This is a genomic window from Vibrio sp. 947 (assembly GCF_033339115.1).
GTDB lineage: Bacteria > Pseudomonadota > Gammaproteobacteria > Enterobacterales > Vibrionaceae > Vibrio > Vibrio alginolyticus.
The window spans coordinates 23,097-49,840 of sequence record NZ_JAWOTX010000012.1; the positions used below are offsets into that span (position 1 = coordinate 23,097).

Genomic DNA, 26,744 nt, shown 5'->3' on the forward strand with positions numbered 1-26,744 from the left:
ATAATTCTCTCTTCCGCTTTCACGTTTAACGTATTACTTAAGGCAGTATATGGGGGCTAATTGTTTGGATTCAATAAGAGAAATAAAAAAAGGAGGTAATTACTTACCTCCTTTTTCATTATGGCTGAATTTACTCTGCTCCAGCTGCCTGATTGTCTGCGTTACTGTAAATAAGCAGTGGCTCTGACTCGCCATTAATGACGGACTCATCAATCACGACTTTACTAACGTCTGTTGCAGATGGTAATTCGTACATGGTTTCAAGTAGCACGCCTTCAAGAATCGAGCGTAAGCCACGAGCACCTGTTTTACGCTCCATTGCTTTTTTCGCGATAGCGCGCAGCGCATCTTCACGGAATTCAAGTTCGGCGTTTTCTAGCTCAAACAATGCTGCATATTGCTTGGTCAGTGCGTTCTTCGGTTCACATAGGATCTGAATCAACGCTTCTTCATCAAGCTCAGTCAGTGTTGTTGTTACAGGTAGACGACCAATGAATTCTGGAATGAGGCCGTACTTCACTAAGTCTTCAGGTTCAACTTGAGTAAATAGCTCACCTACCGTCTTCGATTCATTCTTCGAACGAACTTCAGCACCAAAGCCAATACCTGTACCTGTTGCAACACGCTGCTCAATCACCTTGTCTAAGCCAGCAAAAGCACCACCACAAATGAACAGGATCTTAGATGTGTCCACTTGTAGGAATTCTTGCTGAGGATGCTTACGACCACCTTGAGGTGGAACCGATGCAACCGTACCTTCGATAAGTTTTAGTAGCGCCTGCTGAACACCTTCACCAGATACGTCACGCGTAATAGATGGGTTTTCAGCTTTGCGTGAAATCTTATCAATTTCATCAATGTAAACGATGCCGCGTTCCGCTTTAGCTACATCGTAATCACATTTTTGCAGAAGCTTTTGGATGATGTTTTCAACGTCTTCACCTACGTAACCGGCTTCGGTTAGTGTCGTCGCGTCTGCCATTGTAAATGGCACATCCAAGAATCGAGCTAATGTCTCCGCAAGTAGTGTTTTACCGCTACCTGTAGGACCAATTAGAAGGATGTTACTCTTACCAAGCTCCACACCTTCGCTCGTTGTATCACCATTGCGTAAACGCTTGTAGTGGTTATATACCGCAACTGCGAGCACTTTTTTCGCGTAATCTTGCCCGATCACATAGTCATCAAGGTGTTCACGGATCTGTTTTGGCGTTGGTAACGCTTCAGATTCTTTCTTAGGGAGAACATCCTTGATTTCTTCGCGAATAATATCGTTACATAAGTCGACACACTCGTCGCAAATGTACACTGACGGACCTGCGATTAGCTTGCGAACTTCGTGCTGACTTTTGCCGCAGAAAGAACAGTACAGCAATTTACCGCTGCCACTTTCTTTGCTTTTATCTGTCATTCGCTAACCTCTTAGCCTTTACTCTTCATGAATGAGTGTATATCAATTTTTGCCAAAATGCGCTGGCAAATTACTCGCCACGGTGGCTTAACACTGCATCCACGATACCGTATTCCACAGCCTGCTCTGATGACATGAAGTTATCACGATCAGTATCGCGCTCAATGACTTCAAGAGGTTGGCCTGTATGTTCTGCTAACAACTTGTTTAGCTTCTGTTTAATCGTCAGGATTTCCTGAGCATGGATTTGGATATCAGAAGCTTGACCCTGGAAACCACCCAATGGTTGGTGGATCATTACACGAGAGTTAGGCAGTACGTAACGCTTACCTGGCGCACCACCTGCAAGCAGGAAGGCACCCATTGAACATGCTTGACCCATACATACTGTGCTCACATTTGGCTTAATGAACTGCATGGTGTCGTAAATAGACATACCTGCTGTTACGCTGCCGCCTGGTGAGTTGATGTATAGGAAAATATCTTTATCTGGATTTTCAGATTCTAGGAAAAGTAGCTGAGCCACGACAAGGTTTGCCATGTGGTCTTCCACTTGACCCGTTAAAAAAATCACGCGCTCTTTCAGCAGACGTGAGTAGATGTCGTAAGAACGTTCGCCTCGGGAAGTTTGTTCAACCACCATTGGTACTAGCGCGTCCATAATTGGCGACATTGCATTTTTTTCTTGGTAGCTCATATTCTTATGTCCCTAAAATAAATGGCCCGGATGATGACTATCATACGGACCATTGTTAGCAGAATAGTTAACGTTAAGTCAACCTTCTACGCAAGATATTGCTTATTAAGCAGCAGGTTGTTGTTGGTTAAGTAGCTCGTTGAAGCCTACTTCTTTCTCAGAAACCTGTGCTTTAGCGATGATCGCGTCGATTGCTTGCTCTTCTAGAGCTACGTTGCGCATGTTGTTCATCATTTCTTCGTTTTGCTCGTAGTAAGCAATAACTTCTGATGGATCTTCGTATGCAGTAGCCATTTCTTCGATTAGCGCTTTAACTTTCTCGTCGTCCGCTTTTAGCTCTTCAGATTTGATTACTTCACCTAGTAGAAGACCAACAACTACGCGACGTTTAGCTTGTTCTTCGAACAGTTCACGTGGAAGCTGAGCAGCAGCTTCTGGGTTACCACCGAAGCGTTGTGCAGCTTGTTGACGTAGAACTTGGATTTCTTGCTCGATAAGCGCTGATGGTACGTTGATGTCGTTTTGCTCAACTAGACCGTCAATCGCTTGCTCTTTGATGCGGTTCTTAACAGCTTGCTTAAGTTCGCGTTCCATGTTCTTACGAACTTCAGCTTTAAGTGCTTCAACACCACCTTCAACAACACCGAACTTAGCAACGAACTCGTCGTTTAGTTCTGGTAGTTCACGAGCTTCAACTTTGTTCACTTTGATTGCGAACTTAGCTGCTTTACCTTTTAGGTTTTCAGCGTGGTAATCTTCTGGGAAAGTCACGTCGATGTCGAATTCCATACCAGCAGTTTTACCTGCGATACCGTCTTCGAAACCAGGGATCATGCGACCAGCACCCATTTCTAGAGGGAAGTTCTCAGCTTTACCACCTTCGAACTCTTCACCGTCGATAGAGCCAACGAAGTCAATGCTTACGCGTTTGCCATCTTCTGCTGCTTCTTCAACTTCAACCCAAGTTGCTTGTTGCTTACGTAGAGTATCGATCATCTCTTCTACGTCTGCATCTTTAACTTCTGTTAGTGGTTTTTCAACAGTGATGCTCTCTAGGCCTTTAAGCTCAACTTCTGGGTAAACTTCAAAAGTTGCAGTGAAAACTAGGTCTGAACCTTCTTTGTTCTCTACAGGAGCGAAAGTTGGAGCGCCAGCTGGGTTGATTTTCTCTTTAACGATAGCTTCGATGAAGTGGCGTTGCATTACTTCACCAAGAACGTCTTGACGTACTGCTTTGCCGTACATCTTAGCAACCATTTTTAGAGGCACTTTACCCTTACGGAAACCATCGAAACGACGGTTTTTAGCGATGTTGCGTAGTTCAGCTGTTACAGCGTCTTCGATGTTTGCAGCTGGAACAGTAATGTTTAGACGGCGCTCTAGGCCCTCTAGCGTTTCAACAGTAACTTGCATTATATATAAACCTCTAAAGTGGCTCGGTTTTCCGAGCGTATGAGCGAAACTCAGAGGAGCTTACGCTTCATCCTTGTGTAGTGTTCTGTCCGAACACCTAATTTAAAATCGAGTATCGATACTGGTTGTCAGTACCGGACTAATCAGTGATATCTTCGATAAAATAACCAAAGGTATCTCCTATTAGCCTCAGGACAGAATTTTTAGACGCGACATTCTAGCGATCTGTCGCAACCCTGTCGAGCCAATAGCCACTATGTGGACATTGTCTGCGCTAAATTCTCGAATGCTGACCCATTTTTTCTTCAAAAATGCGATTCAGACACCGTCTAAGCATCGCCAGCATATCTAGAATGGGGACAATAGCGACTTTTTCAAGAGAATCGACCGGTTTTTTTATCGAAAAGCCTAAAAAGAGATCTTGCTCTTGTTTTACTCCACAGAGTTGAAAACTAAATCCCTAATCCTTCCTACAAACTATTAACATTTTCTTACGTGACCAAAGGAAGTTGTAAGGAGTGTAAGGATGTCGCAAAAAAAACGGATTCTGCTGACATTTTTTGCTTTCTATTTCCTGTGCGCAATTATCGGTGGCCATTGGGTTTGGCAGACCAGTTATCAATCTCTACTTGATAAACACCAATCACAGCTGGAGCAGTTTTCTGGCCATATAAAAAATAAACTCGATAAGTACGCCCATATCCCAAATCTTCTCGCTAAAGATGATCCTCTTTATCAAGCGCTTCTGCACCCCAACAACAGTGCGCAACTGGAAATCACTAATCGGTATTTAGAATCCGTTAATGGCGTGATTGAAGCAGCGGATACGTACTTAATCGATCAATGGGGTACAACGATCGCAGCCAGCAACTGGCGTAAAGAGCGCTCCTTTATCGGGCGAAATTTTGCATTTCGCCCTTATTTCAAACAAGCCATTGTAGGCAAAAGAAGCCAATACTACGCACTGGGCTCAACATCTGGTAAACGTGGCTACTACTATTCTTATCCCATCGTATACGCTGGCGGTGTACTTGGTGTCGTCGTGGTGAAGATGGACCTAAGTAAGATAGAGGACAACTGGCAGCAACCTAACAGTGTTTTTGTCGCCAGCGACCCATACGGAATTGTTTTCATGAGTAGCCGAAGTGAATGGCTACTCAAAAGCTTACAACCACTGACAAAAAAAGAGAAAAAGCAAGTTTGGGCAAGCCAACAATATCTTGATGCGCCAATTGAAACGCTTGGATTAGTGGGTAGTTTGGACGAGGTGCATTCTGAGCTTAAACAGGGTTACCCATACAATAAAGGAACCTTGGTGGTCTCTTCGCTGCCCCTTCCCGAACTCAAACTGACAATTCGTGTGCTGTCTCCTAAACAGTCGATCGTTTGGTTCACCATGGGTTACATCTTTGTACTCACTCTAGCATTCATGGTTTTGTTTTTAATTGGTCAGCTTATTTATCACCGTCAACAGCGTCACTTGCAAATTGAACGAATTCAACAAGAAGCCAATCAAAAGTTGGAATATCAAGTCATGGCACGGACTGCCGAGTTGCAAGCGGAGATCGCACAGCGTATCGATACCGAGCAAACTTTACGCGTTACTCAAGACGAATTGGTGCAAGCAGCGAAACTCGCGGTGTTAGGACAAATGTCGGCCAGTATCAGCCATGAACTGAATAATCCACTTGCGGCAATTCGTAGCTTTGCGGAGAACGGCAAGCTGTTTCTAAAAAAAGAAAAATATGAGCGAGTGGAAGATAATCTCACTCGCATTTCTGCTCTCACTGACCGTATGGCAAATATCAGTCAGCAACTTCGCTCTTTCGCCAAAAAAACCAGTGGTGACGAGTTGGCTCAATCTCGACTGTTCCCTGTTATTGCCTCTGTAAAAGAACTGATGAAGCCCGCATTTAAATCAGGGCGCGTCACGTTAGAAACAAATTTGCCAGAGCATGATGTTGAAGTGCAGATCAATATTATTCAACTGGAGCAAGTGTTGGTCAATTTACTGACTAATGCGATAGAAGCACTCAAAGAGCAACAAGACAAACAGGTAGAATTATCTGTAGAACACGATGAGCACACTGATTTGGTTTGGATTCATGTTGATGATAATGGCCCAGGGCTTGGCTCTTTCTCACTTTCTGATTTATGTGAACCGTTTCTAACCACTAAACTGAACGGTTTAGGTTTGGGTCTCTCTATCTCGCAACAAATCTTAGCCAGTATGAATGGAAAATTATGTGCCCATAATCGAGAACAAGGCGGCGCTCGATTCTCATTGTGTTTACCTATCACTTCTTACAACACTGAACCATCAAAAGGATAAGATCATGTGTCAGGTGTTTTTTATTGATGATGAGGCCGATCTCAGAATCGCTATAGAACAGACCTTTGAACTGGCGGATATCGACGCCAAGTTTTTTGTGGATGCAGAATCGGCTTTAATAGCGATGCAGCAAGGAGAAGAAGCTGGCGTCGTGGTCACTGATATCTGTTTGCCGGGCATTTCTGGTATGGATATGCTGACAACTTTGACTCAACGCGATGCAAACTTACCCGTCATCATGATCACTGGACACGGTGATATTTCCATGGCTGTGCAAGCCCTTCATCAAGGCGCTTACGACTTTATTGAGAAACCTTTTGCGCCAGAACATTTGGTTGAAACGGTTAAGCGGGCGATTGAGAAGCGCAAACTAACCAATGAAAATGAAAAACTGCGCCTGTCACTTAAAGCCAGTAAAACCCTTGGTCCACGAGTTATTGGTGAAACCTCTAGCATCCAAATATTACGAGAGACCATCACCCAAATCGCCGATACCGACGCCGATATTTTATTGTTTGGTGAAACCGGTACAGGGAAAGAGTTAATCGCTCGTTCTTTACATGAGCAAAGCTCTCGCCGGAACCAAAACTTTGTCGCCGTAAATTGTGGAGCGGTTCCAGAGAACTTAATTGAGAGTGAACTCTACGGCCATGAAAAAGGCGCATTCACTGGCGCCGAAAGCCGTCGTATCGGTAAATTTGAGTTTGCACAAGGCGGCACACTTTTCTTGGATGAGATCGAGTCGATGCCTATCCAAGCCCAAATTCGTTTATTGAGGGTATTACAAGAGCGCGTGATTGAGCGTGTCGGTTCAAATGAATTATTGCCTTTAGATATTCGAGTGATTGCCGCAACAAAGGTCGATTTAAAACACGCAGCTGAAGAAGGTACTTTCCGTCAGGACCTCTATTATCGGCTCAATGTCGTGACCCTGGATCTCCCGCCACTACGCGAACGAAAAGAAGACATTCCCGCCCTCTTTCACCACTTTCTGTTGGTAGCAGCTTCACGTTATGGCAAAAGCTCACCTAGCTTGTCACCCCAAGATCTAGCGCAACTGATGAGCCATGACTGGCCTGGCAATGTTCGAGAACTCAGAAATGCTGCAGAGCGTTTTGTGCTATTGGGTAAGTTAATTCAGTTGGGAGAATCGAACCCAGTTGCTAAGTCTTCCTCAAGCCTTGCAGAGCAAGTGGCGGAGTTTGAGAGAGCAGCCATTGAAGGCGCTTTATTAGAAAACAGCGGTAGTATTAAACAGACAATGTGCCAATTGAATGTGCCAAGAAAAACTCTTTACGACAAGATGCAGCGCTACCAAATAAATAAAGACCTTTACAAATAAAACACGTTCAAATAGCTGGCATTATATTCAACTTGAATCATAATTTTTAACAACGGGTTTATCATGGTTGTTATAGATATGAACGAAAAAGTGAGAATACCGATTGTTACAGATACCGTGCTCGTAGACGGTTGCTATCAAGAAGAGAGAAGATTCGGTGAAGAGCGTCGCAAAAATAAAAAGAGGTGGCGACACTATGAACGTCGAATTAATTCAGACCCGCGCAAAACTTGTTACAAGTCAATAGACGAAGAGGTGTGAATTCTCACACCTCTTTCTACTTTCTGGCTTCCATTACTTGGTAATGATCTCCGGCCCCATCAAGGTAGTAGGCAACCAAGTCGAAACCCATGGTACATATGTGACGATAATTAGGAATAAGAACATCACTCCAACCCAGGGTAATGCTGCCTTCACTACATTCATCATCGACATTTTGGCAACACCAGCGGTCACAAATAAGTTAAGACCCACGGGCGGCGTTATCATTCCTATCTCCATATTCACCACCATCATTATGCCCAAATGAATTGGGTCTATGCCTAATGCAATCGCAATTGGGAACACGAGCGGCGCAACAATGATCAACAAGCCTGATGGCTCCATGAACTGACCACCAATCAACAACAAGACGTTCACCACAATCAAAAAAGTGATTGGTCCGAGACCAGCCGAGAGCATCGACTCGGTGATCATTTGCGGGATGCGTTCTTCCGTTAAAACATGCTTCAAAATTAAGGCATTAGCAATGATGAACAGAAGCATGATGGTGAGTTTACCCGCTTCATACAGGGTGTGTTTGGTGTCTTTATGAACAAAGGTTTGGAAGATTTTAACGAGCGCAGGTTTAGTGTTTTTCTTGTCTGCAAATGGCCCCATGTCTTTGTATACAAAGTTAGCAATAAAGAATGAGTACACAGCAGCAACCGCAGCGGCTTCTGTCGGCGTAAAGATACCGCCATAGATACCACCAAGAATGATGACGACCAACAACAAGCCCCAGCTTGCATCCTTGGCGGCATCGAAGGTTTCTTTCCAACCAACAAAAGGTTGTTTTGGAAGGTTCTTGATTCTCGCGGCAATGTAAATCGCGATCATCAACATGACACCCGCCAGCAAACCGGGAATCACACCACCAAGGAACATACGTCCAACTGACACATCCGTTGCGGCTGCATACACCACCATCACAATCGAAGGTGGGATCAAAATCCCTAGCGTACCTGCGTTACAAATTACCCCAGAGGCAAACTCTTTTGAGTAACCGTTTTTGATCATACCTGCGATAACAATACTACCTATGGCAACAACCGTTGCAGGTGAGGAACCTGACAACGCGGCAAACATCATACACGCGACAACCGAAGCCATCGCCAAACCGCCGCGGAACCAGCCTACAATGGCAATGGCGAAACGAATGATCCGCTTTGCTACGCCACCCGTCGACATAAAGCTTGAAGCCAATATAAAGAATGGAATAGCCAATAGCGTGTAGTGGCCCGCGAATGCATTAAACAGCGTTTGAGCAACTGACGCTAAAGAGGCATCCGAATGCATTAAAAGGAAAAGAACACTGGAAAGGCCCAGCGAAATAGCAATTGGCACGCCAACCAGCATAAAGCCAATTACCATCAAAAATAGAAATAAGATATCCATGGCTTATTGCTCCTTGTTTTTAGCGTCTTGCGAGGCCTTTGGAGCCATTACGTCTTCAGCGTCACTCATCTCAGCTTTAAGAGATTCGAGCTCTTCCTCCGCTTCATGTCCTGCAATCAAGCGATCGAGCTTACCAGTAGCGATTTGCCACGTGACTTGAACAAATCTAAACGTTAGTAGCGCCATTCCAAGTGGCAAAGCGAAGTAAGGAATAAAACGTGGCAGCTTTTCATAACGCTCTCCCTCATTTAGCCAGTCGGCCATGAACTGGAGTATTTCAGGCATCGGAATATCGTCCGTTTCATACCACGCTCGGTCAGTAGCGAACGGATACCAGTAGTTCCAAGCGCCAATTAACAGCAAAATAGAGAAGGCTAAGCAACACATTGCTGCAAAAAGCGCCAGGGCTTTTCGTTTACCTTCCGGAACGATGTTAATAATGACATCGACACCAATATGAAAGTGTTTTTTCACACCATAAGATGCGCCAACCAACACCATCCATGCGAACATGAAAACGGTGAGCTCAAGCGCCCAAAGAATATTGTCGTTAAAGACATAACGAAAGATGACATTGGCAAAGGTCAGCAAGGTCATGGCACCCAAGAAGAAAGCAATCAAAGTCTCTTCAATGGCATCGGTGATTCGTCCAGCCTTGGCAAAAAAAGTCTGTTCCATAATTACATCACGTCGTCTGTAGGGGGAAAGAGCCCCCTCAGTTTGAGAGGGCTAAATGTGCTAGGTGTTATTATTTTTGGTTAGACGCCAAAGCGGCTTCGATTAGGTCAGAACCAATGTCTTTTTCGAACTTCTTCCATACTGGTTGAAGTGCAGTGACCCATTCTTGGCGCTGTTCTGGCGTTAGAGTACGAACCACACCACCTGCCTCGATGATATTGTTCTTATTCGCAAGGTTTACTTTGGTTGACTCAGCATTACGCTGCGCAGTTACCTCTTGAATAATGGTATTTAACTGCTCGCGCTGATCATCTGGTAGGTTTTTCCAGAAGTCGTTTGACGTCACAACTAAGTAATCCAGAATTCCGTGGTTCGTTTCCGTAATGCCATCTTGAACTTCGAAGAATTTTTTGCCGTAAATGTTTGACCAAGTATTTTCTTGACCATCAATAACCTTAGTTTGCAAGCCGCCGTAAACTTCTTTGAACGACATTTTTTGTGGGTTAGCACCTAGCTGCTCAAACTGAGCAACGAGTACATCAGACGCTTGAACACGGAACTTAAGTCCTTCAGCATCAGTTGGAGAAATGAGCGGCTTGTTGGCTGACATTTGCTTCATGCCGTTATGCCAAAACGCAATGCCTTGTAGGCCACGACGTTTCATTGAATTTTTCAGCTTTTCACCCGCTTCCGAGTTTTGGAAACGGTCAACCGCGTCGACATCATCGAACAAGAAAGGAAGATCGAAAAGGCGGTACTTCTTGGTGAATTTCTCAAACTTAGAAAGAGAAGGAGCAGCGAGTTGAACATCACCATTCAGTAGCGCTTCCAACACTTTGTCATCATCATAAAGTGTTGAGTTAGGAAACACCTGCATACAGACTTTACCGTTCATCTCTTCGTTGACGCGCTTTTCAAGTAACGAAGCCGCGATGCCTTTAGGGTGTTTGTCCGCGTTCGTTACATGGCTAAACTTGATGACCGTTTCACCCGGGTCACAATTTGCGGCAGCATTAAAACTGGTAACAGCAAGTGCAGAGACAGATAGTAGAGTTAGAGGCTTAAACATTATTATTCTCCTTGTTGAATCACATCCCATCCCGTCCATGAGTAACTAGGTGTTAGGCGATGGGTACGGATGTTCAACAAAGAGCAATTAATGGACCATGTTAAAATTTATATGTATTTCAATAAATTAACATGGCCCATTAACATGAATCCGAAGTGTAACGAGTGAATTCCACCCAAGAAAAAGATAAAAATGGGTGGAAAATGACCCATTTATGAAGAACAGCTTATCTCCATTTTCTTCCCCCATTCCGGCGGCAATTTCGCGTAATCATCAAACTCGGGTTGCTCATCAAATGGGCGTTTTAACAGTTCGGCCAATCGGTGTAATTCGCTAAGGTCCCCTTCTTCCGCTTTATCAATCGCCAACTGAGCCAAGTAGTTACGCAAGATGTATTTGGGATTGGCTTGACGCATCTGTTTGCAACGCTGTTCGGTTGAAATCAGGCCCCCTAGTTCATCAACCTCTAGCTCACACCGAGCTAAGTACAGATCAAGCCAAGCTCGCGCAGCTTCTTGGTCGAGAAATAAATCGATTACGGCTTGGGAAGGCGCATTATCAAGGTTTGAAAGTGTTCTGAAGAAGCGAGTGTAGTCCGTTTTGTTCTGGTGAAGAAGCTCAAACATAGCTTCAAACAAACGCCCGTCTTCCGCTATCTTGGTTTTTAAGCCCAACTTCTCACGCATGAGGCCGCTGAACTGCTGGCTTAAATGAACTTCAAATTGACTCAACGACGATTCTAAATCTTCTCGTTCAACGAGTGGCGATAGCGCATGCGCCAGTGCTGACAGGTTCCAAAGCGCAATTCTAGGCTGTTGATCAAATGCGTAACGACCCTGGTAGTCTGAATGATTACAAATGTATCCCGGCTCATAATCATCAAGAAAGCCAAACGGACCATAGTCAAAAGTTTGCCCAAGAATTGACATGTTATCGGTATTCATCACACCATGCGCAAAACCAAAAGCTTGCCAATATGCGATCATCTCGGCTGTTTTAGTCACGATGGCGTCAAACATCGCGGCATATGGTTTCTCCGCCGATGCACAATCAGCAAAGTGCCACTCAATCACCTTATCCGCCAACAGCTTCTGCTCTGCTAACTGGTTGGTGTAAAAGAAATGCTCAAAGTGACCGAATCGAACATGGGTTTCAGCCATTCGAAGTAACAAAGCGCCCGATTCCGTTTTTTCTCGATAAACAGGTGTATCACTGACCATCATACCGAGAGCACGTGTCGTGGGAACCCCAAGGCCCGCCATGGCTTCACTGCACAGGTACTCACGGATAGTTGAGCGTAATACCGCTCGCCCATCTCCCATTCGCGAGTAAGGCGTTAGCCCTGCACCTTTGAGGTGAAGATCAAACCAAGTACCATTCTGATGCTCAATTTCTGCCAACAGTAATCCACGTCCATCGCCCAAATCTGGGTTGTAAACGCCAAACTGATGGCCTGCATATTTCATCGCAAGAGGACGAAATTGTTCGAATTCACTTAGCCCAGAAAAAACCGCCAATAACTCATCGTTTTGCTCTTCTGGTAAACCAAACTGCTGTGCAAACTCACCATTCCAAGCGACCCAGCGAGTGTTGTCCAAGGGTTGTGGCTCGACCAACGTATAGAACGCTGACGGTAATTGACTAAAGCGATGGGTGAAATTGACCCGTTGCCAAATGGACATGTAGGGTTCCTTAATAAAAAGAAGTACTGTTGTGAGTATACGTGTGAATGTCCCTGTCATTCAGCCATGAAATGGGCATGGGTATTTTGCGTGAATAACGCGAAGGCGGCAGGAAGGTATCAACCTGCCGCAGACCGTCTCCTAAACGGAGGTAGCATGTAAAAACGATCAAAGGGTTAAGCGGAAAATTCTTCACCCGTTTTTGGTGGCTGTGATGGCGTATCAAAACGAGCGCGTTCGATATCCACTACCGTTTTATAGCTCAACGATAACAATGCCAGCTGGTACGCGCCAAAAATACCATAGGCCACACCGACGAAGCTCAACATAAAGAGATTCGTAAAGTGGCTAAAGATCAGCTGACTGAGCAAGCCCGCACCCAATGGAATTAGTCCCATCAAAATGAATACTTGTTTGTTGTATGCTCTGCTCTGGTTCCACGAACGACGCAAACTGCGCGGCTGATGATCCATTGCAGTCGCTGGCAACACAAATGACCATCGCGCCATTACCCAATAGCCAGGAATGCTTGCAATCGTTGTGATAATAGCCATAGCAACAAAGTCGGCTTCACCACTTTCTGCAATGTAGATAAACGACAACACAAAGATCGGCATACCAATAACGAGCATCATCATCAGTCCAAACAGTATCCACCAGCCTATGAAACGGAATTCTCGAGCTGACAAACGAAATACATCCAACGCAGAGTGCATGTAATCGCTGGCTAAATAAATTCGATGCACACGCACAGCCGCCATAGCGGCAACAAGTGGGTACAAAATAATTGTGACGAAATAAAATCCTGCGACATTGCCTTCTTGAACGTTCGCTTGATCTTGCCCCGTCATTTCAGGATACATAAAAGCAAAAATTGAGTGCACGATAATCAACGGAATACAAGCAATAACAATTGCGAGTAGATTCCTTCTGACCATCACTGCCGCTTCTCGGCATATTTCCGAAACAGAAAAGCCCTCGGTAGACATATAACATCCTTAGTTCATAAAAATCGGCCCCTAGGGTAACCGCAGAGTAGAAAAATCGCTTTAAAAATAATGAGAAACACATCTCATAAGACAATGAGAACGAAACCAAAATAGATCAGATAAAAAATAAGCCACTCAATGTGAGTGGCTTATACCGCAATTCAATACCGTTTTAGACGCGACGTCGCCAGCCTAATGTTGCAAGTAACATCAAAGCCCAATAAGAAACACTGCCGCTACCTTCAGAGTTCTTGAATGTCGTTGTCTTCAAAGAAGCAACAACCGTCACGATAACTTCCCCCGTAGCAGTGGCACCATGACCGTCTGAAACCGTATATTGCAGCTTGATGCCGTCAGTAGGGCTATCCGGTGCTTGAAAACGGATTTTGCCATTCTCTACACTCGCACTTCCCACACCCGTTACGTTCTGTACGCTTTCTACAACCAGTTTATCGCCGTTCACATCCGAATCATTGCTCGCTGCATCAATCAGAATACTTTCACCAACGGCAACGGTCGCCGTATCTGCAAGCGTAAGTGGCGCTGCGTTTTTCATGGTTAAATCGACGGTAGCACTGGACGTTTCATTACTAGGATCAGTCACGGTTAAACGGAATGTCAGAACCTCACCCGCTTTTGCACCTTGAGGCACCGTAAAGCTTGTGCTAACACTGGTTGCATTGCCAAGAGAAACTGAAGTGCCAGCCAACTGCTCCCATTTATAACTCAACACGTCACCATCAGCATCCGTACTATTTAACGCAGACAACGTGACTCGCTGCCCAACCGTCATGTCTTTATTATCAACATCAATCACGGCCACTGGCGCTTCGTTGCTGCCAAGCACTTCCACCTGCACATTCACGATTGAAGATGAGTACGCACCATCAACCGACAACAAACGATATTGGAAAGTGTCCAGACCAACGAAGTTAGCTTCAGGTTGGTACTGGTTGCCAGAGATGGTGCCGTGCTCAGGCTTCTGCACAATGTCCACATTGAACTGATACCCTACCGCCATGAAATCATTGTCCATCAGGTTCAGTTTGATTGGCGTATTTTTATTGGTTTGTAACGAATCAGATTTCGCTTCAACCAAGTTGCTCGCATCCACATTTAATAATGCTGCAAACGGAATATAAGAGAACCCGGCTTTTTCTAGACCAAACGTGCCAATCTCACTGTAATCACCAGTCCACATTACAGGTAGGGAGGCTTTTTCAGTTTTTAGCAAGCGGCCGAAGTCAAAGTTTGCATCAAATTGACCGCCTTCCAATTCAACGACCAATAAATGCTGACCCGCACTCAATTGGCTTGATTGAGGGAATAAAATTCGAGATGACTTTTGGAAGTTACCTTGCTGTAAAAGCTCAGCGTTGTTTTGATTCAATATTAATCGATAGCCAATGTTTCCAGAAAATGGGAATCGCCAAACTCGATAAGTCATGTCACTTTGAGCGCTATCTCTTTGCGCGTAAAGTTGAAGGCCATCAAGCTCTGTATCACTATTCAAGTCCAGTGACACCGCCAGAGTGTTACTCCCACTCGCGTACACATAACCTTGATGAAGAGAGTTCAGCCATGCTGATTTATTTGGTTCGTTTGTATGCTCAAGAGAAAAGCTACCGCCGTTGGTGTTGCTGGCAATGTTGGAAATACGAACCCCAGTATCAAACCCTGTGATCGCTCTCAGACCCGGGGTCGATGTATCTGAAATGACATCGCCACCATTAGGGTACAAATCGTCAGCGTCACTCCTACCATCATTTTCTAACTCATTCAGACCATCAGCCTGCATGATTTGAACCTGCATCGCGCCAACATCATTAAAGCGGTTCTGGACATTGACCGACGTCGCCAGGATACCTTCAGCCGCCAATGCTCGGTCGTAACCGCTAAAGGTGCGATTTTCCAAGTAAACACGTGGGCCAAACTCTTTCAAGTACGGGTCGAGATACACCAGCTTGACATCGTCGTTGTTCACAGAAATAGGCGCTGGACTTTCATGAGTTACCGTTGGTACAACAAAACCAGCAGCGTGTTTGCTCCATGCACTCATGTTCACCGGAGTGTCACCAGCGTATGAATCTCCCGGTTTCTGCGCCCATGAACCGCCACCCATCACGCCCCAAGAGCCGATCGAGGCATCACTGTTCCTTGCGTACAAATCCGGTAAGCCAAGCATTAAGTGGCCAAGCTCGTGTACGATCACGCCCAAGGTCGCTTGATGATCAACTTGATAGTCAGCGAACACACAATAGTCTGTGATCTTTTTACCATCTAGTGTGACATCATCGTGAGAGAATTTGTGCGGCCAAATAGCAGGACGGTTGAGAACCCCTGTTGAACGATCGCCCCCCGCAAAAATAAACATGACAGAGAGTTCTGACGGTTCTACGGTACCATTTTGATTGCTGTCGTAGGCCGAAAGATTAAAGTATGGATCCAGTTTTTGATAAGCCTCGGTGAAAACCGCATTCAACTTGGCGGTGCATGTTTTATCAGTCGAACTAGAGTGACAGTTAGGGTGGCTTTGTGCCACAGTCACATCTATCACACCGTCATTGGCGGTGCCGTAACTCTCAAGTGCAGGAACAACTTTGAATTTACCTTGAGAGTTTTTATCAAAGTAATCCACAACGCTTTGACCATTGGTATTAAATACGCGTTGCTCAAAATCATGCACCATTGCTTGGTCATCAAACGAAACTTGCACAACCAATAGGGGCTGCTGCTTCACCGTTGAACTGCTCATCGCCTGGTAACCTTGCGCCGAACGCAGTAGGTTTTTTCGTGCCATCGGTTCAATGGTTTTTAGAGAAGATAATTGCGGTTTAACTTGTAAATCCGGGCGAAACCTCGCCGACTCAGGTGGCTCACTCGACTGCGTTTTCACCACACCTGTCGAGATCAATATTGGCGTGTCTGACTCGCGCTGAATCTGCGCGAAAAACCAAACGCCGTCTTCCTGAAGTAAGGCATTGCCCTGCTTATCTTCAAACCAGTGGAAATCTGCCGTTCCACGTAGAATTGCCTCACTGGAGCTACCATCGCTCAACGCAATAGTATGCCAAACCGGTGATGGCGGAGTAGTTGCCATGCTCTTCCCTGCAAGAAGCGCAGTTAGCATAGCCATGGCGAGTGTGTTGAATTTCAAAGTACGACTCCATCTTTTCGATTCGTTAATTAATACCAAGCACAACAAGCACAAAGTAACCCTATGGGCATAGAGTAAGACTGAGTGACTATTGACGAAGGCTGGTATCAATTCGCTCAGATAACACGACGTAGTTTGGTGTCACACTACAAAAGCGTCGGATTCCAAAACGCTGTTATGAGCGTAGCTTCTGAGAATATAAATTGAGTGAATGAATAGTATCGAAACGAAAGGAAGAAGAAATGAACTTCTACGAATTTGTAGGTAAAACTGGGCAACATTCCACATATTCTATAAATGTACGAGCACTGCTATTAATCAATGCTCGTAATGGTCGGGCGGCCATTGTTTAACGCTATATTAACCTGTAAGAACGGCGTCTTCTGGGTATTTGACCAAGGTAGGTTCAGGACGTGCCAACATGTAGGCAAGCGTGAGCGGCCCAATACGACCAATGATCATCACCACGATCATAATGTATTTACCAGGTTCAGAAAGTTCCGCAGTCAAACCGGCGGTGAGCCCCACTGTGGCAAATGCGGAAATGGTTTCAAACATAACCTTATCAAAGCTGGCCTTCTCGGTAAGCATCAATAAAAACATTGCGCTTGTCAGGATGGCTCCGCTCACAACGATAATTGCCAATGACTTAGTCACAGTTTGCCAATTTATGGTTCGCTTAAACATAACCACATGTTTCTTTTGGCGTAAAAAGGTCCACGTAGCCATAAACGCAACAGCAAATGTGGAAACTTTAATACCGCCCCCCGTTGAGGTGGAACCCGCTCCAATTAACATTAGAACAATCATGACCAGTAAGGCTGGCTGGGTAAACAACGCCAAGTCAACACTATTAAACCCTGCCGTTCGAGCACTCGCAGATTGAAAGAATGCCGCCAACCATTGCCCTGTTGCAGGTAAAGACGCCATTGTGTTTGGGTTGCTTCGCTCAAGTAACCAAAACATCATCGTTCCGACTAAGAGCAATATCGGTGTCGCAATCAGCATGATTTTGGTGTGAAGATGCAAAAAGTGGAAACCTTTGCGCCAGTTTAGCCAGATGTCACCCACAACAGTAAAACCAAGCCCGCCAAAAATGAATAGCCCCGCCAGTGTAAAGACAACCAACGGATCATTCACAAAGCTCATCATACTGTCAGAAAACAGCGCGAACCCAGCGTTGTTAAATGCAGAAATTGCATGAAACAAGGCGTAAAACATACCAGTCTGCCAGCCCATTTCAGGGACCCAGCGGATAGAGAGAAAAATAAACCCGATCGTTTCTGCAACAAGCGCGAAAACAACAATCCGCTTTACTAGTCGGTTTAGATTGACTTGCCGATCTTGCCCTAATGCTTCTTTCGCCAGCGCTTGTTGACGCAAACTCAAACGCACGCCGAACATATAGAGTAAGACCGCCGACAAAGTCATCTGCCCCAACCCACCGATTTGCATTAAAAACATCAGCAAGATTTTACCCGCAAGCGTAAAGTGTTGCCCAGTATCGACAACACCAAGCCCTGTCACACTAATAGCGGACGTTGCAGTAAACAAAGCATCCGTTATCGACAGGCCCGTAACAGAAAAAACTGGCAAGGTTAGCAATACCGCAGAAGGCAGTAAAACACCGAGAAAACTGAGCAATATAATTCGCGGTTCGTTGCCTTTCGCTTTCTCTTGTTTACCATCTGGTGCGTAAAAAACACCTTTCTGATGAAAATACGTCATAGCGATTTTAATTTATTTGCGAGCGCATCTTGAGGGCCGACCACAATAATTAGGTCACCAATTTCTAGTGTGGTATTAAGGTCAGGTGCCTTGGTAATTTCTGGGCCCCGTTTAAACCCTAGCACTTGCACGCCATCGACTTTGCACAGAGCCAAATCACTTAGTGTCTTACCCATCCAACGAGAGCCAATCACAAACTCCGTCATAGCTAAGCCACTGCCTAATGGGTGGAACTCAAGAACCCGTTTATCGAGCATTTTACGCGCGACACGTATCCCCATGTCACGCTCAGGCATGATAATGTGGTCTGCGCCAATTTTTTGCAGAACACGAGCTTGGAAGCGGTCGTTGGCTTTAACCCATACTGACTTTACTCCCGCCTCTTTAGCAATCAATGTCGCAAGAATACTGGCATTGACATCCGCTCCGATGGCAATCATCACCATGTCGTAATCATCAAGTTTGAGCTCAGCAACCGTCTCTTCGTGAGTACAGTTAGCCACAACCGCCTGACTAACAAAACTGGCAGCTTCTTTAACTCTGTCTTCGTTGATGTCAACGGCTAAAACTTGAGCGCCTGAATCTTGTAACTCTTTACACACTGCCAAACCAAATCGGCCAAGACCAATAACGGCGAATTGCTTATCACCTGTTTTCATTTGTGCCCCATCTTATGCATTCATTAGCAAGCAAAAAAGTTTGCGCCCATTCCTTACCTTGTGCAAACCTGCGGACAGATAATTGACAAAAGCTTAACGCACCTTGATTCACTTTACGTGTTAAGCGTATGACACTGATTAACTTTTTTCCTCATTACCGAATAGAAACCGTCGCGATGGCTACATTATTGGATGCCTAAAAACGCAAAAAGCCGCAAGAATGCGGCTTTTAGATCATGGGATAAACTGGCTATTTTGATTCGCGCTTATCGTGCGGTTTACGTTTATTCTTAGGCACGTAATTTAAAATTGAAATTGGTACTGGCTTTCTTGGCGCAAAACCTTCAATTTCCACTCGCTCTAGCAAGTGCCCTAAACGGCTTTCAATCATGCAGAGGTTCTTAAAGTCGTCTTTTGAAACCAGTGATATCGCCTCACCTTTCGCGCCAGCACGACCTGTACGACCAATACGATGTACATACTCATCCGCTGGGTAAGGTAAATCGTAGTTGATGACAACTGGCAGATTATCAATATCAATACCGCGCGCAGCAACGCCGGTTGCGACTAAGTACTGGATTTCACCCGCTTTAAACTTTTCTATTAATTCCTGGCGAACACGCTGATTACGGCCACTGTGGAATGCTTCTGCCACAATGCCACGTTTCTCAAGTTGGCTTACCAGTTTGGCTGCACCGTGTTTAGTTTCAATAAATACCAGTACTTGCGACCAGTCATTTTCTTTAAGCAAGTGACTTAACAGCGACGACTTCATGTCTTTATCGACGGTCGTGATCCACTGTTTAATATTTGATTTTGAGGCACTGTGCTTTGCAATCGTGATCTCTTCAGGATCAATAATCGCATTTTTCGCCAAGTCACGAACAGGGTTAGATAACGTCGCTGAGAACAGCAAACTTTGCACATGTTCTGGCATACAGTCGACGATTTTGTCGATCGCATCGATGAATCCCATATCCAACATTTTGTCGGCTTCATCAAGCACTAGCATTTCCACTTCATCAAAGTGAATCGCGCGTTGACCGTACAGATCAATCAAGCGCCCAGGCGTGCTTACCACAATATCGACACCCTCGATCAAGGCTTGTTTTTGTGGTGCATAATCCACACCACCAAACATCGCCATTGAGCGTAATGGTAAGTTTTTACCATAAGCTTCAATACTTTGATGAACCTGAAGCGCAAGTTCGCGTGTTGGCGTTAGGATAATCGCACGAGCGCGTTTTTTACGTTGCGTTTCGCCTCGACTAAGCTTTTCTAAGATTGGCAGAACAAAACTGGCCGTTTTACCTGTGCCCGTTTGCGCTGCTGCAATTAAATTGCGGCCACGCAATACGATTGGAATGGCTTTTTGTTGGATAGAAGTGGGTTTTTCATAACCTAGCGCTTTTACTGCATCAGCAATCGATGCGCTTAAACCAAGCTTAGAAAATGGCATAGAAAGGTCTCAACAGAGGAAATGGGCGCGTAGTGTATCAGAATCCCCGTGAAGTAACAGAAGGATTCATGCGCGAAAAACTAGGAACATGACACAATCTTAGCCCAGGAAATTGGGCTGCAAACCTTTTTCTAATTTTTTCCTCACTTTGTAGGAAACATCATTAAGCGTGATTTTCCCCGTTTTGTGGCGGTCGATACCTGCATTCTGTCGATAGGCAATTGAGCCTTGTCTGAACAAAACGAAAGACGGCGGTTTACCAATCGCAGCAGGGTAGAGAATGGCCATGTAAGCATCTTCTAAGCTATTAATTTTATTTCGATAGGGCCAATAGTACGCTTTCACATAGTCAAGTTGTTCAAGCGCGCTCATTCTCGCAAGAGTCTTTGTGTTCACTCCTAATGACTCTGCGGTAGAGGGCATAAATTGAATTAACCCTGTAGCCCCGCTTCCGGAACCATTTTTGATGCTTGGACTGAAAGTTTCAGCAGTTTCAAATGCCATGCACGCCATAAGATGATTAGGATTGATCTTTAGCTCTTTACTAATACGGATGACTTTAGATTTGAACTCTGGAGAAACTTTACCTCCCCACGCTACCGCGTTCTCGGGATCTGCAATCGAAGAGACCGTTGATGCGTCATGTTCTTCGACAATTTTAGAAAGTAGAGGAAGCGTTTGGCGTAGTCGATGGCTCGAACTCACCAAGCGAATTGATTTGGTAAGAAACTTGTCTTTTTTTTGGTGTAGTTTTTGGAACTTTACTAACTTATACAGTTGCTTATAAACCGTTTTCACAACGAAGCCGGATGTAGGGAACACTCCCAGAATGTAATCCATTTCCTACAAATTTAATATAAATATCAGCAACAGGAATTCTAGATGTGATCAATGTCACCATAAAAATTCTCAAATTCGATACACACCGATGTAAGTGGTCAATGTGTCTCCAACACGCTAGAAGTAAAAGTAAAGAGGCATTAAAAAGGTCTTACCAATTTTTTGGTAAGACCTAGGTTTACTGATTCTCGGATAAGCGAATGTATATTCTTACAGTTCAGCTTCCCGAACCAGTTCTGCAAGCGTCGACAAACGCTGCTCACTTTGTTTTACGTAAGGATTATTCGTATCCCAAGCATATCCAGCCAAAATCGCACTAATCATCTGTTTAATACGTGGATTCGGGTTTTGATAGAAAATCACATCTTGCAACGTGCCGTTGTACCAGCCTTCCACATAAGTGCGGAATGTGTTCACTCCCACCATTAAGCGTTGCGAGTACTCTTCTTGCCAATCAACCTTTTCACCATTCAGCTGACGAACCACGCAGTCCGCTGCAAACTCTGCCGATTTCATGGCGATAGTGACACCCGATGAAAATACAGGATCAAGAAACTCACCTGCATTACCAAGCAACGCGTAGTGCTCTGCCGCTAAACGTTTGACGTTAGCAGAATAGCCACCCAACTCGCCTGCTGGATTCGGGTAATTCGCGTTTCGCAATAAAGCAGCCAAACCCGGCTCTTCATTGGCTAACTGCTGCAACGCTGCAATCTTATCTTCTGGGTATTTTTCGAAAAATTCTGGCTCACCCACCACACCAAACGAACAGGTACCATTAGAGAATGGGATTAGCCAGTACCATACGTCGTGATTTTCAGGATGAACTGAAATTAAAATTTTGTTGCGATCGTATTCCGGCTCTTGGGGAGAGATATGATCTTCGATATGGGTAAAGATCGCTTTTCTAGGCGGAAGACAAGAAGGTTCTTCTAGCTCCAACAAGCGTGGTAAAACACGCCCAAAGCCACTTGCATCCAGCACAAAATCTGCTTCGATTTGATAAGCCTTCTTATTTGAGTCGAGCACTTCTAATCGAGACTTTTTCCCTTCAAACACTAGGTTGAGCAGCTCATGCTGATAACGAATCTCTACGCCTTGCTCTTCAGCGCTATCTGCCAATACTTTATCAAAGTTGGCACGTTGAACCTGAAACGTCGTGCCCGGTCCTGGTGTGTATTTGTTTGTAAAGTCGAACTGGGTGTATACGCCATTACGACGAAATGCAGCACCATCTTTATACTGGAAACCAAACTGCTTTACTGCATGAGTCATTCCTGCTTGTTCAACAACTTCCATACATGCAGGGAGTAGGCTTTCTCCTATGGAAAAACGTGGAAAAGTCGCTTTTTCTAAGACAACAACATCTATGCCACGCGATTTTAATAACGCAGAAACGGTTGAACCTGATGGCCCCGCTCCTACGACAACAACTTGCTTGAGCTCTGTTTTCATTCTGAATTTAGTTTGCTTGTAGTTTTAATAAGGTATGACCAAGGCCAATATTGTCGGTTCTTTCAACGACAGATAAACCTGCCGCTTCGACAATTTCTAAGAAATCATCACTGCGATAAAAGCGACTATTACCGTTAGCTAAACAGGTAAAATAGAGAGAAGTGGCATTAAGGCTATAGGAAGCTCCCGCGTATTTTTGAGCATCCCAAAACAGCTCCAATACGTAAATAGTATCTCCCTTCGTTAACTGGGCTTTAACTTTTTTAAGGATATTGAGGATCTCAATTGGGGAAAAGCAATCCAAGAACTGGCTCATCCACCATACGTCAGCGTGTCCAGGCAATGTTTGTGCTTTATCCAGCATGTTTGCAGGGTATGGACGTACACGCTCGACGAACTGGTTTTCTGAAACATTCTTCATCGCTACTTCTAATTGCTGTGGTAAATCAACAATCGTCACTTGAACGTCAGGGTCATGTTTACAACACTGAATCGCCCATTTTCCCGTATTTCCGCCAATATCCACAAGATGCTTTGGCTTGCTTGCAAATACTTCTTTAAGCAGAAGTGGGAACGAGCGATCCGAATAGAAATGATCGAACTTAAACCAGCTCTGTTTGGCTTGTTCTGGTAACGTCGATAGACCTTGATAAATGGTCTCCCAATTGCCCAACTCTTTCAAACCTGACGGTTTACCTTCTTGAATTGCTTCCGTCAAATGCATCATCGCGGCGTAACAAACATCTGCCGTAAAATCCATGTTTGCATTCGTCATACCATCATGAAGAAGGTAAAAACCAAGGTTTGCAAGCGAATAGTTAGGTCGTTCCCATAAAACAATATGCGCACTAATCGCCATATCCAACAGTACTTTAACACCATATTCTGATACTCCCGTTTTCTCGGCAATATCTGTGGCACTCATGCCTTGAGCGCCAGCGCTGTCTAAAGCGGCTAAAATACCTAAATCTCGAAGCGTTTTGGCGGTCTGGAACACGATTGGTGCAAAAGATAACTTCTGAGCTTCTGTCTTCGCTTCAAAAGCATTAAAAGGGTCATTATTTTGATTTAACACGGAAAAACCTAACTGCAATTAATAGTTTTATTGTTGAGATTGATTGCCCAACAATGCAATAGCTCGCTGAATATCAACATTCAAGTTGTTTACCCAACGATTGTAATTGCGGTGGATTTTGCCATCACTTGCTTTGAGATTTACTGAGTTGAGATAAATAATTGAGTAATATTTATTATTGTATGGGATTTTTACTTCTGCAGAGTGTTTACGAACGTGGATTTTTGCAATAAGAACACCAGGGCTTACTTCTTCGATCGTCCAGCCTCGGTTAGTTGCTGATTGCACTATGGCCATTTTTACTTGTTTATTTTGAAGATCATAAGCAACTGGAGTATCCTCCACATTCATTACAGGTTGTACTCGTCCACAACCAACAAGAAGCAAAGTTAATAATAACGAGACATACAGCTTAAAACGCGACATGATAATTTCCTTTTTATTGTGAATTTGGGTCAACCCCAATTTGTATCGAGCTGTAAAATAAACAATTTAACCCAATATGCCAAACTCGAAGATCAACATTTCGTTCAATATTGATGCGTGGACAGCGAATTCATTCGGTTTATCCGAATCCAATGAATGGAAACAATGGGCAACAGAGATAAAATGGCCAGAAGATGGCAAAATCAATGTTGCAAATATTCCTGCGATGATGCGCAGAAGAATGAGCCCACTCAGTAAACTGGCGGTACAAACTGCAATCGAAATGCTTAATCAACATCAAGTTGATTACCTTGTATTTTCAAGCCGTCATGGTGAACTGCATCGCAGCGTCGCACTAGTTGAAGATATAATTAATGGAGAAGAGGCGTCTCCGATGGCTTTTTCTCAATCGGTGCACAATACCGCCGCAGGGCTTGCCACTATCGCAACTAAACAACCCATTCCCCTAACTTCTATCGCTGCGGCAGAAAACACATTCCAAAGCGCAATATTAGAAGCATGGCTGTTTTTGTCCGACAATCCTGACAAAAAAGTACTGCTTGTTGATTTTGATGAGCCTATGCCTGACTCTTACTTAGAATATGAAAACCAACAATACAAAGGGTTTGGACTTGGCTTGATACTTTCTCATGGAGATGGCTTCACGGTGCAAAGCGGCATCAGTGCAAAATGCTCAAACCACCCGTTGCCACAAGGCTTAGCGTTTTTGCAACACTACTTGTCAGATGAAAATCAGTGGACTATTCACGCTCCGAAACAAATTTGGGAATGGCACAAAAAATGACTCGCTTAAATCAGTATTGGCGTGTGCTAGCAACAGGCTTTTGTTTTTCAGTATTTGGGTTAGGTGGTTTAGTACTGAGTTTCATTGTTATTCCGACCATTCGTATTTTTGTTTCAGACCAAACGGAACGCGAATATAAAGTTCAGGGTGCGATTCGATATTCATTCAACACATTTTGTAAATTGATGAAGCTAAGTGGCGCAATCGATTATCAAATTATTGGTGCCGATATTCTTCAAAAAGATCGTAATTGTTTAATTGTTGCCAACCACCCTAGTTTAATCGATTACGTTCTCATTGCTTCACAATTAAATCGCTGCGACTGTTTAGTAAAATCGGCAATATGGTCGAATCCTTTTATGAAGCACATCGTAAAAGCAGCCGGATATATTCCCAATGAAGCACCGGATGATTTATTAGCACTTTGTGATGAACGATTTAACAAAGGCAACGTGTTGCTTATATTTCCTGAAGGAACAAGAACAACACCAGGTGTAGAGCCGAAATTACAACGCGGTGCAGCACAAATTGCGGTAAGAACAGAACGAGATTTAAGAGTTGTCCATATTACGGTAACGCCAAGTTTCCTCACAAAAGAGAAAAAATGGTATCAAGTACCGGCAACAAAGCCCTTTTTCAGGGTTGAAGTTAAGGATAAAGTTGAGATTACCCCCTTTATAAAGCAAACTACGTCGCCGACAATAGCGGCGCGACGCTTACAACAGCACCTAGCTGAAAACATTTTTCCAGAAAACTTTTATTAATAAGCAGGTCCCAGTGGAACAGTTACACAACGACATTAAGCAACTTATTATTGATGCTTTAAACCTTGAAGATTTAACCGTAGATGATATCGAAACGGATGCACCACTTTTTGGTGATGGACTTGGCTTAGATTCTATCGACGCGCTTGAGCTTGGACTCGCAATAAAAAAACAATACAACATCGTTATTGATGCCGACGACTCAAATACGCGCGAACACTTTGCTTCTGTAGCAAATCTAGCGAAATACGTTTCTTCTCAAACTAATGAATAAGTTGTAGGTATATTCATGACTGATGTAAATAAAGATCAAGTATTTGAACAAGTTAAAGATGCGCTTGTTGAGCTGTTCGAAATTGACGCAGCCGACATTCAATCAGATGCGCACTTATACCAAGATCTCGATCTTGATAGCATTGACGCCGTTGATTTGGTCGTACACCTACAGAATGTCACTGGCAAAAAAATCAAGCCAGCAGAGTTTAGTGCAGTAAGAACCGTTGACGATGTGGTTAACGCTGTCACTGAGTTATTGAAGGAAAGTTAATGCGCCAATTGCTGACTGGTCTGTCTGCAATTGTACTGTTTGCCTACCCCTTCGCCGTCTATTTCGGTATAGATAAATTTGGCTTGAACTTAGTTGGGGGCTTGTTAATTGCTGCGTTACTTTTGCGTGTTTTCGTCGCAAATAAGACCCCACTAAAAGAGTTTAAGTTCTTGGCGCTCGTTACGGGCGCTGTTGGCATTGTTCTCATTACGCTTGGCATGGTGTTTAAACAACATGGGTGGCTTCAGTTTTACCCTGTCGTTGTCAATGTATGTATGCTGTGTATATTTGGACTGAGCTTAAAACAGCCGCAATCGATCATAGAGAGGCTTGCTCGCTTGCAAGAACCCGACCTTCCGGCTAGTGGCGTGGCTTACACTCGCAAAGTGACGATGGTTTGGTGCGCCTTTTTTACGCTCAACGCTGCCGTTGCACTCTATACCTGTTTCCTACCAGTAAAAATATGGACGCTTTATAACGGCCTCATCAGCTACTTACTTGCTGGTGGCTTGTTCGCTGGAGAATGGATCGTGCGTCAATTTGTTCGAAAGGAACACTAA

General features: G+C 44.4%; 24 protein-coding genes and 1 pseudogene. 8 read left to right on the plus strand and 17 right to left on the minus strand.

The annotated features are described in order from the left end of the window. Positions 1–130 precede the first annotated feature (130 nt). The 4 genes and pseudogenes from clpX to R7Q39_RS15905 form a co-directional block, all read right to left on the minus strand. The gene (gene clpX / locus R7Q39_RS15890; RefSeq protein ID WP_005382345.1) at positions 131–1,411 is read right to left on the minus strand and encodes an ATP-dependent protease ATP-binding subunit ClpX; all 1,281 of its coding nucleotides are present in this window, start codon (positions 1,409–1,411) and stop codon (positions 131–133) included. A gap of 70 nt (positions 1,412–1,481) precedes the next feature. Continuing rightward, entirely contained in the window at positions 1,482–2,108 is a 627-nt protein-coding gene (clpP, locus tag R7Q39_RS15895; RefSeq protein WP_005382347.1) for an ATP-dependent Clp endopeptidase proteolytic subunit ClpP, read from the minus strand. Positions 2,109–2,213: 105 nt separating this feature from the next. Next, the gene (gene tig, locus R7Q39_RS15900) at positions 2,214–3,521 is read right to left on the minus strand and encodes a trigger factor (protein ID WP_005382251.1); all 1,308 of its coding nucleotides are present in this window, start codon (positions 3,519–3,521) and stop codon (positions 2,214–2,216) included. A 274-nt stretch (positions 3,522–3,795) separates the two neighbouring features. After that, positions 3,796–4,008, minus strand: a pseudogene (locus tag R7Q39_RS15905) (hypothetical protein). Positions 4,009–4,047: 39 nt separating this feature from the next. On the opposite strand from R7Q39_RS15905, the gene R7Q39_RS15910 reads away from it, so the two are divergent. From R7Q39_RS15910 to R7Q39_RS15920, 3 genes are all read left to right on the plus strand, one after another. Next, positions 4,048–5,853: a sensor histidine kinase gene (locus R7Q39_RS15910; RefSeq protein WP_137281803.1), complete on the plus strand. Its 1,806-nt coding sequence runs from the start codon at positions 4,048–4,050 to the stop codon at positions 5,851–5,853. A gap of 4 nt (positions 5,854–5,857) precedes the next feature. Then, positions 5,858–7,195, plus strand: a complete 1,338-nt coding sequence (locus R7Q39_RS15915; RefSeq protein WP_318076441.1) for a sigma-54 dependent transcriptional regulator — start codon at positions 5,858–5,860, stop codon at positions 7,193–7,195. A gap of 78 nt (positions 7,196–7,273) precedes the next feature. Further along, positions 7,274–7,456, plus strand: a complete 183-nt coding sequence (locus tag R7Q39_RS15920) for a hypothetical protein (protein ID WP_021034161.1) — start codon at positions 7,274–7,276, stop codon at positions 7,454–7,456. Between the two features lie 33 nt (positions 7,457–7,489). On the opposite strand, the gene R7Q39_RS15925 is transcribed toward R7Q39_RS15920, so the two are convergent. The 13 genes from R7Q39_RS15925 to R7Q39_RS15985 all read right to left on the minus strand — a co-directional run bounded on the left by R7Q39_RS15925 (position 7,490) and on the right by R7Q39_RS15985 (position 24,068). Further along, entirely contained in the window at positions 7,490–8,851 is a 1,362-nt protein-coding gene (locus tag R7Q39_RS15925) for a TRAP transporter large permease (RefSeq protein ID WP_005382255.1), read from the minus strand. A 3-nt stretch (positions 8,852–8,854) separates the two neighbouring features. Further along, positions 8,855–9,529, minus strand: a complete 675-nt coding sequence (locus R7Q39_RS15930; protein WP_005384308.1) for a TRAP transporter small permease — start codon at positions 9,527–9,529, stop codon at positions 8,855–8,857. 70 nt (positions 9,530–9,599) lie between these two features. Further along, positions 9,600–10,598 carry a TRAP transporter substrate-binding protein gene (locus tag R7Q39_RS15935; RefSeq protein ID WP_017634784.1) on the minus strand — a complete coding sequence of 333 codons (999 nt, stop codon included), beginning with the start codon at positions 10,596–10,598 and terminating at the stop codon, positions 9,600–9,602. Between the two features lie 212 nt (positions 10,599–10,810). After that, a complete protein-coding gene (locus R7Q39_RS15940) occupies positions 10,811–12,280 on the minus strand; it encodes a protein adenylyltransferase SelO (protein ID WP_170897193.1) in 1,470 nt (489 codons plus the stop codon). Positions 12,281–12,456: 176 nt separating this feature from the next. Then, positions 12,457–13,269, minus strand: coding sequence for a sugar transporter (locus tag R7Q39_RS15945; protein ID WP_170897194.1), 813 nt, complete (start codon positions 13,267–13,269; stop codon positions 12,457–12,459). Between the two features lie 172 nt (positions 13,270–13,441). After that, positions 13,442–16,426 carry a M6 family metalloprotease domain-containing protein gene (locus R7Q39_RS15950; protein WP_205390766.1) on the minus strand — a complete coding sequence of 995 codons (2,985 nt, stop codon included), beginning with the start codon at positions 16,424–16,426 and terminating at the stop codon, positions 13,442–13,444. Positions 16,427–16,786: 360 nt separating this feature from the next. Further along, on the minus strand, positions 16,787–18,154 hold the full coding sequence (locus R7Q39_RS15955) for a TrkH family potassium uptake protein (protein ID WP_171344880.1): 1,368 nt from the start codon (positions 18,152–18,154) through the stop codon (positions 16,787–16,789). Then, positions 18,151–18,813 (minus strand): potassium channel family protein, encoded by a 663-nt coding sequence (locus R7Q39_RS15960; RefSeq protein WP_005388291.1) that lies wholly within the window; start codon positions 18,811–18,813, stop codon positions 18,151–18,153. Before R7Q39_RS15960 ends, R7Q39_RS15955 begins: the two co-directional genes overlap by 4 nt. Positions 18,814–19,063: 250 nt before the next feature. Further along, positions 19,064–20,272 (minus strand): DEAD/DEAH box helicase, encoded by a 1,209-nt coding sequence (locus R7Q39_RS15965; protein ID WP_005382264.1) that lies wholly within the window; start codon positions 20,270–20,272, stop codon positions 19,064–19,066. Between the two features lie 99 nt (positions 20,273–20,371). Beyond that, a complete protein-coding gene (locus R7Q39_RS15970) occupies positions 20,372–21,112 on the minus strand; it encodes a transglycosylase SLT domain-containing protein (protein ID WP_017634789.1) in 741 nt (246 codons plus the stop codon). Between the two features lie 210 nt (positions 21,113–21,322). Continuing rightward, positions 21,323–22,567, minus strand: coding sequence for an NAD(P)/FAD-dependent oxidoreductase (locus R7Q39_RS15975; RefSeq protein ID WP_318076442.1), 1,245 nt, complete (start codon positions 22,565–22,567; stop codon positions 21,323–21,325). A gap of 7 nt (positions 22,568–22,574) precedes the next feature. Beyond that, positions 22,575–23,642, minus strand: a complete 1,068-nt coding sequence (locus R7Q39_RS15980; RefSeq protein ID WP_005388297.1) for a class I SAM-dependent methyltransferase — start codon at positions 23,640–23,642, stop codon at positions 22,575–22,577. Between the two features lie 27 nt (positions 23,643–23,669). Beyond that, the gene (locus tag R7Q39_RS15985) at positions 23,670–24,068 is read right to left on the minus strand and encodes a hypothetical protein (protein WP_005382272.1); all 399 of its coding nucleotides are present in this window, start codon (positions 24,066–24,068) and stop codon (positions 23,670–23,672) included. 76 nt (positions 24,069–24,144) lie between these two features. Between R7Q39_RS15985 and R7Q39_RS15990 the strand changes: the two genes are divergently transcribed. From R7Q39_RS15990 to R7Q39_RS16010, 5 genes are read left to right on the plus strand one after another with little or no spacing between them, the layout of a single operon-like run. Beyond that, positions 24,145–24,873, plus strand: a complete 729-nt coding sequence (locus tag R7Q39_RS15990; RefSeq protein WP_137281802.1) for a beta-ketoacyl synthase chain length factor — start codon at positions 24,145–24,147, stop codon at positions 24,871–24,873. Next, positions 24,870–25,637, plus strand: a complete 768-nt coding sequence (locus tag R7Q39_RS15995) for a lysophospholipid acyltransferase family protein (protein WP_258483719.1) — start codon at positions 24,870–24,872, stop codon at positions 25,635–25,637. Before R7Q39_RS15990 ends, R7Q39_RS15995 begins: the two co-directional genes overlap by 4 nt. A gap of 13 nt (positions 25,638–25,650) precedes the next feature. Beyond that, on the plus strand, positions 25,651–25,911 hold the full coding sequence (locus R7Q39_RS16000; protein WP_005382278.1) for a phosphopantetheine-binding protein: 261 nt from the start codon (positions 25,651–25,653) through the stop codon (positions 25,909–25,911). Positions 25,912–25,926: 15 nt separating this feature from the next. Further along, the gene (locus tag R7Q39_RS16005) at positions 25,927–26,184 is read left to right on the plus strand and encodes an acyl carrier protein (protein WP_005382279.1); all 258 of its coding nucleotides are present in this window, start codon (positions 25,927–25,929) and stop codon (positions 26,182–26,184) included. Continuing rightward, positions 26,184–26,744 (plus strand): hypothetical protein, encoded by a 561-nt coding sequence (locus R7Q39_RS16010; protein ID WP_151514614.1) that lies wholly within the window; start codon positions 26,184–26,186, stop codon positions 26,742–26,744. The genes R7Q39_RS16005 and R7Q39_RS16010 overlap by 1 nt, the downstream gene beginning before the upstream one ends.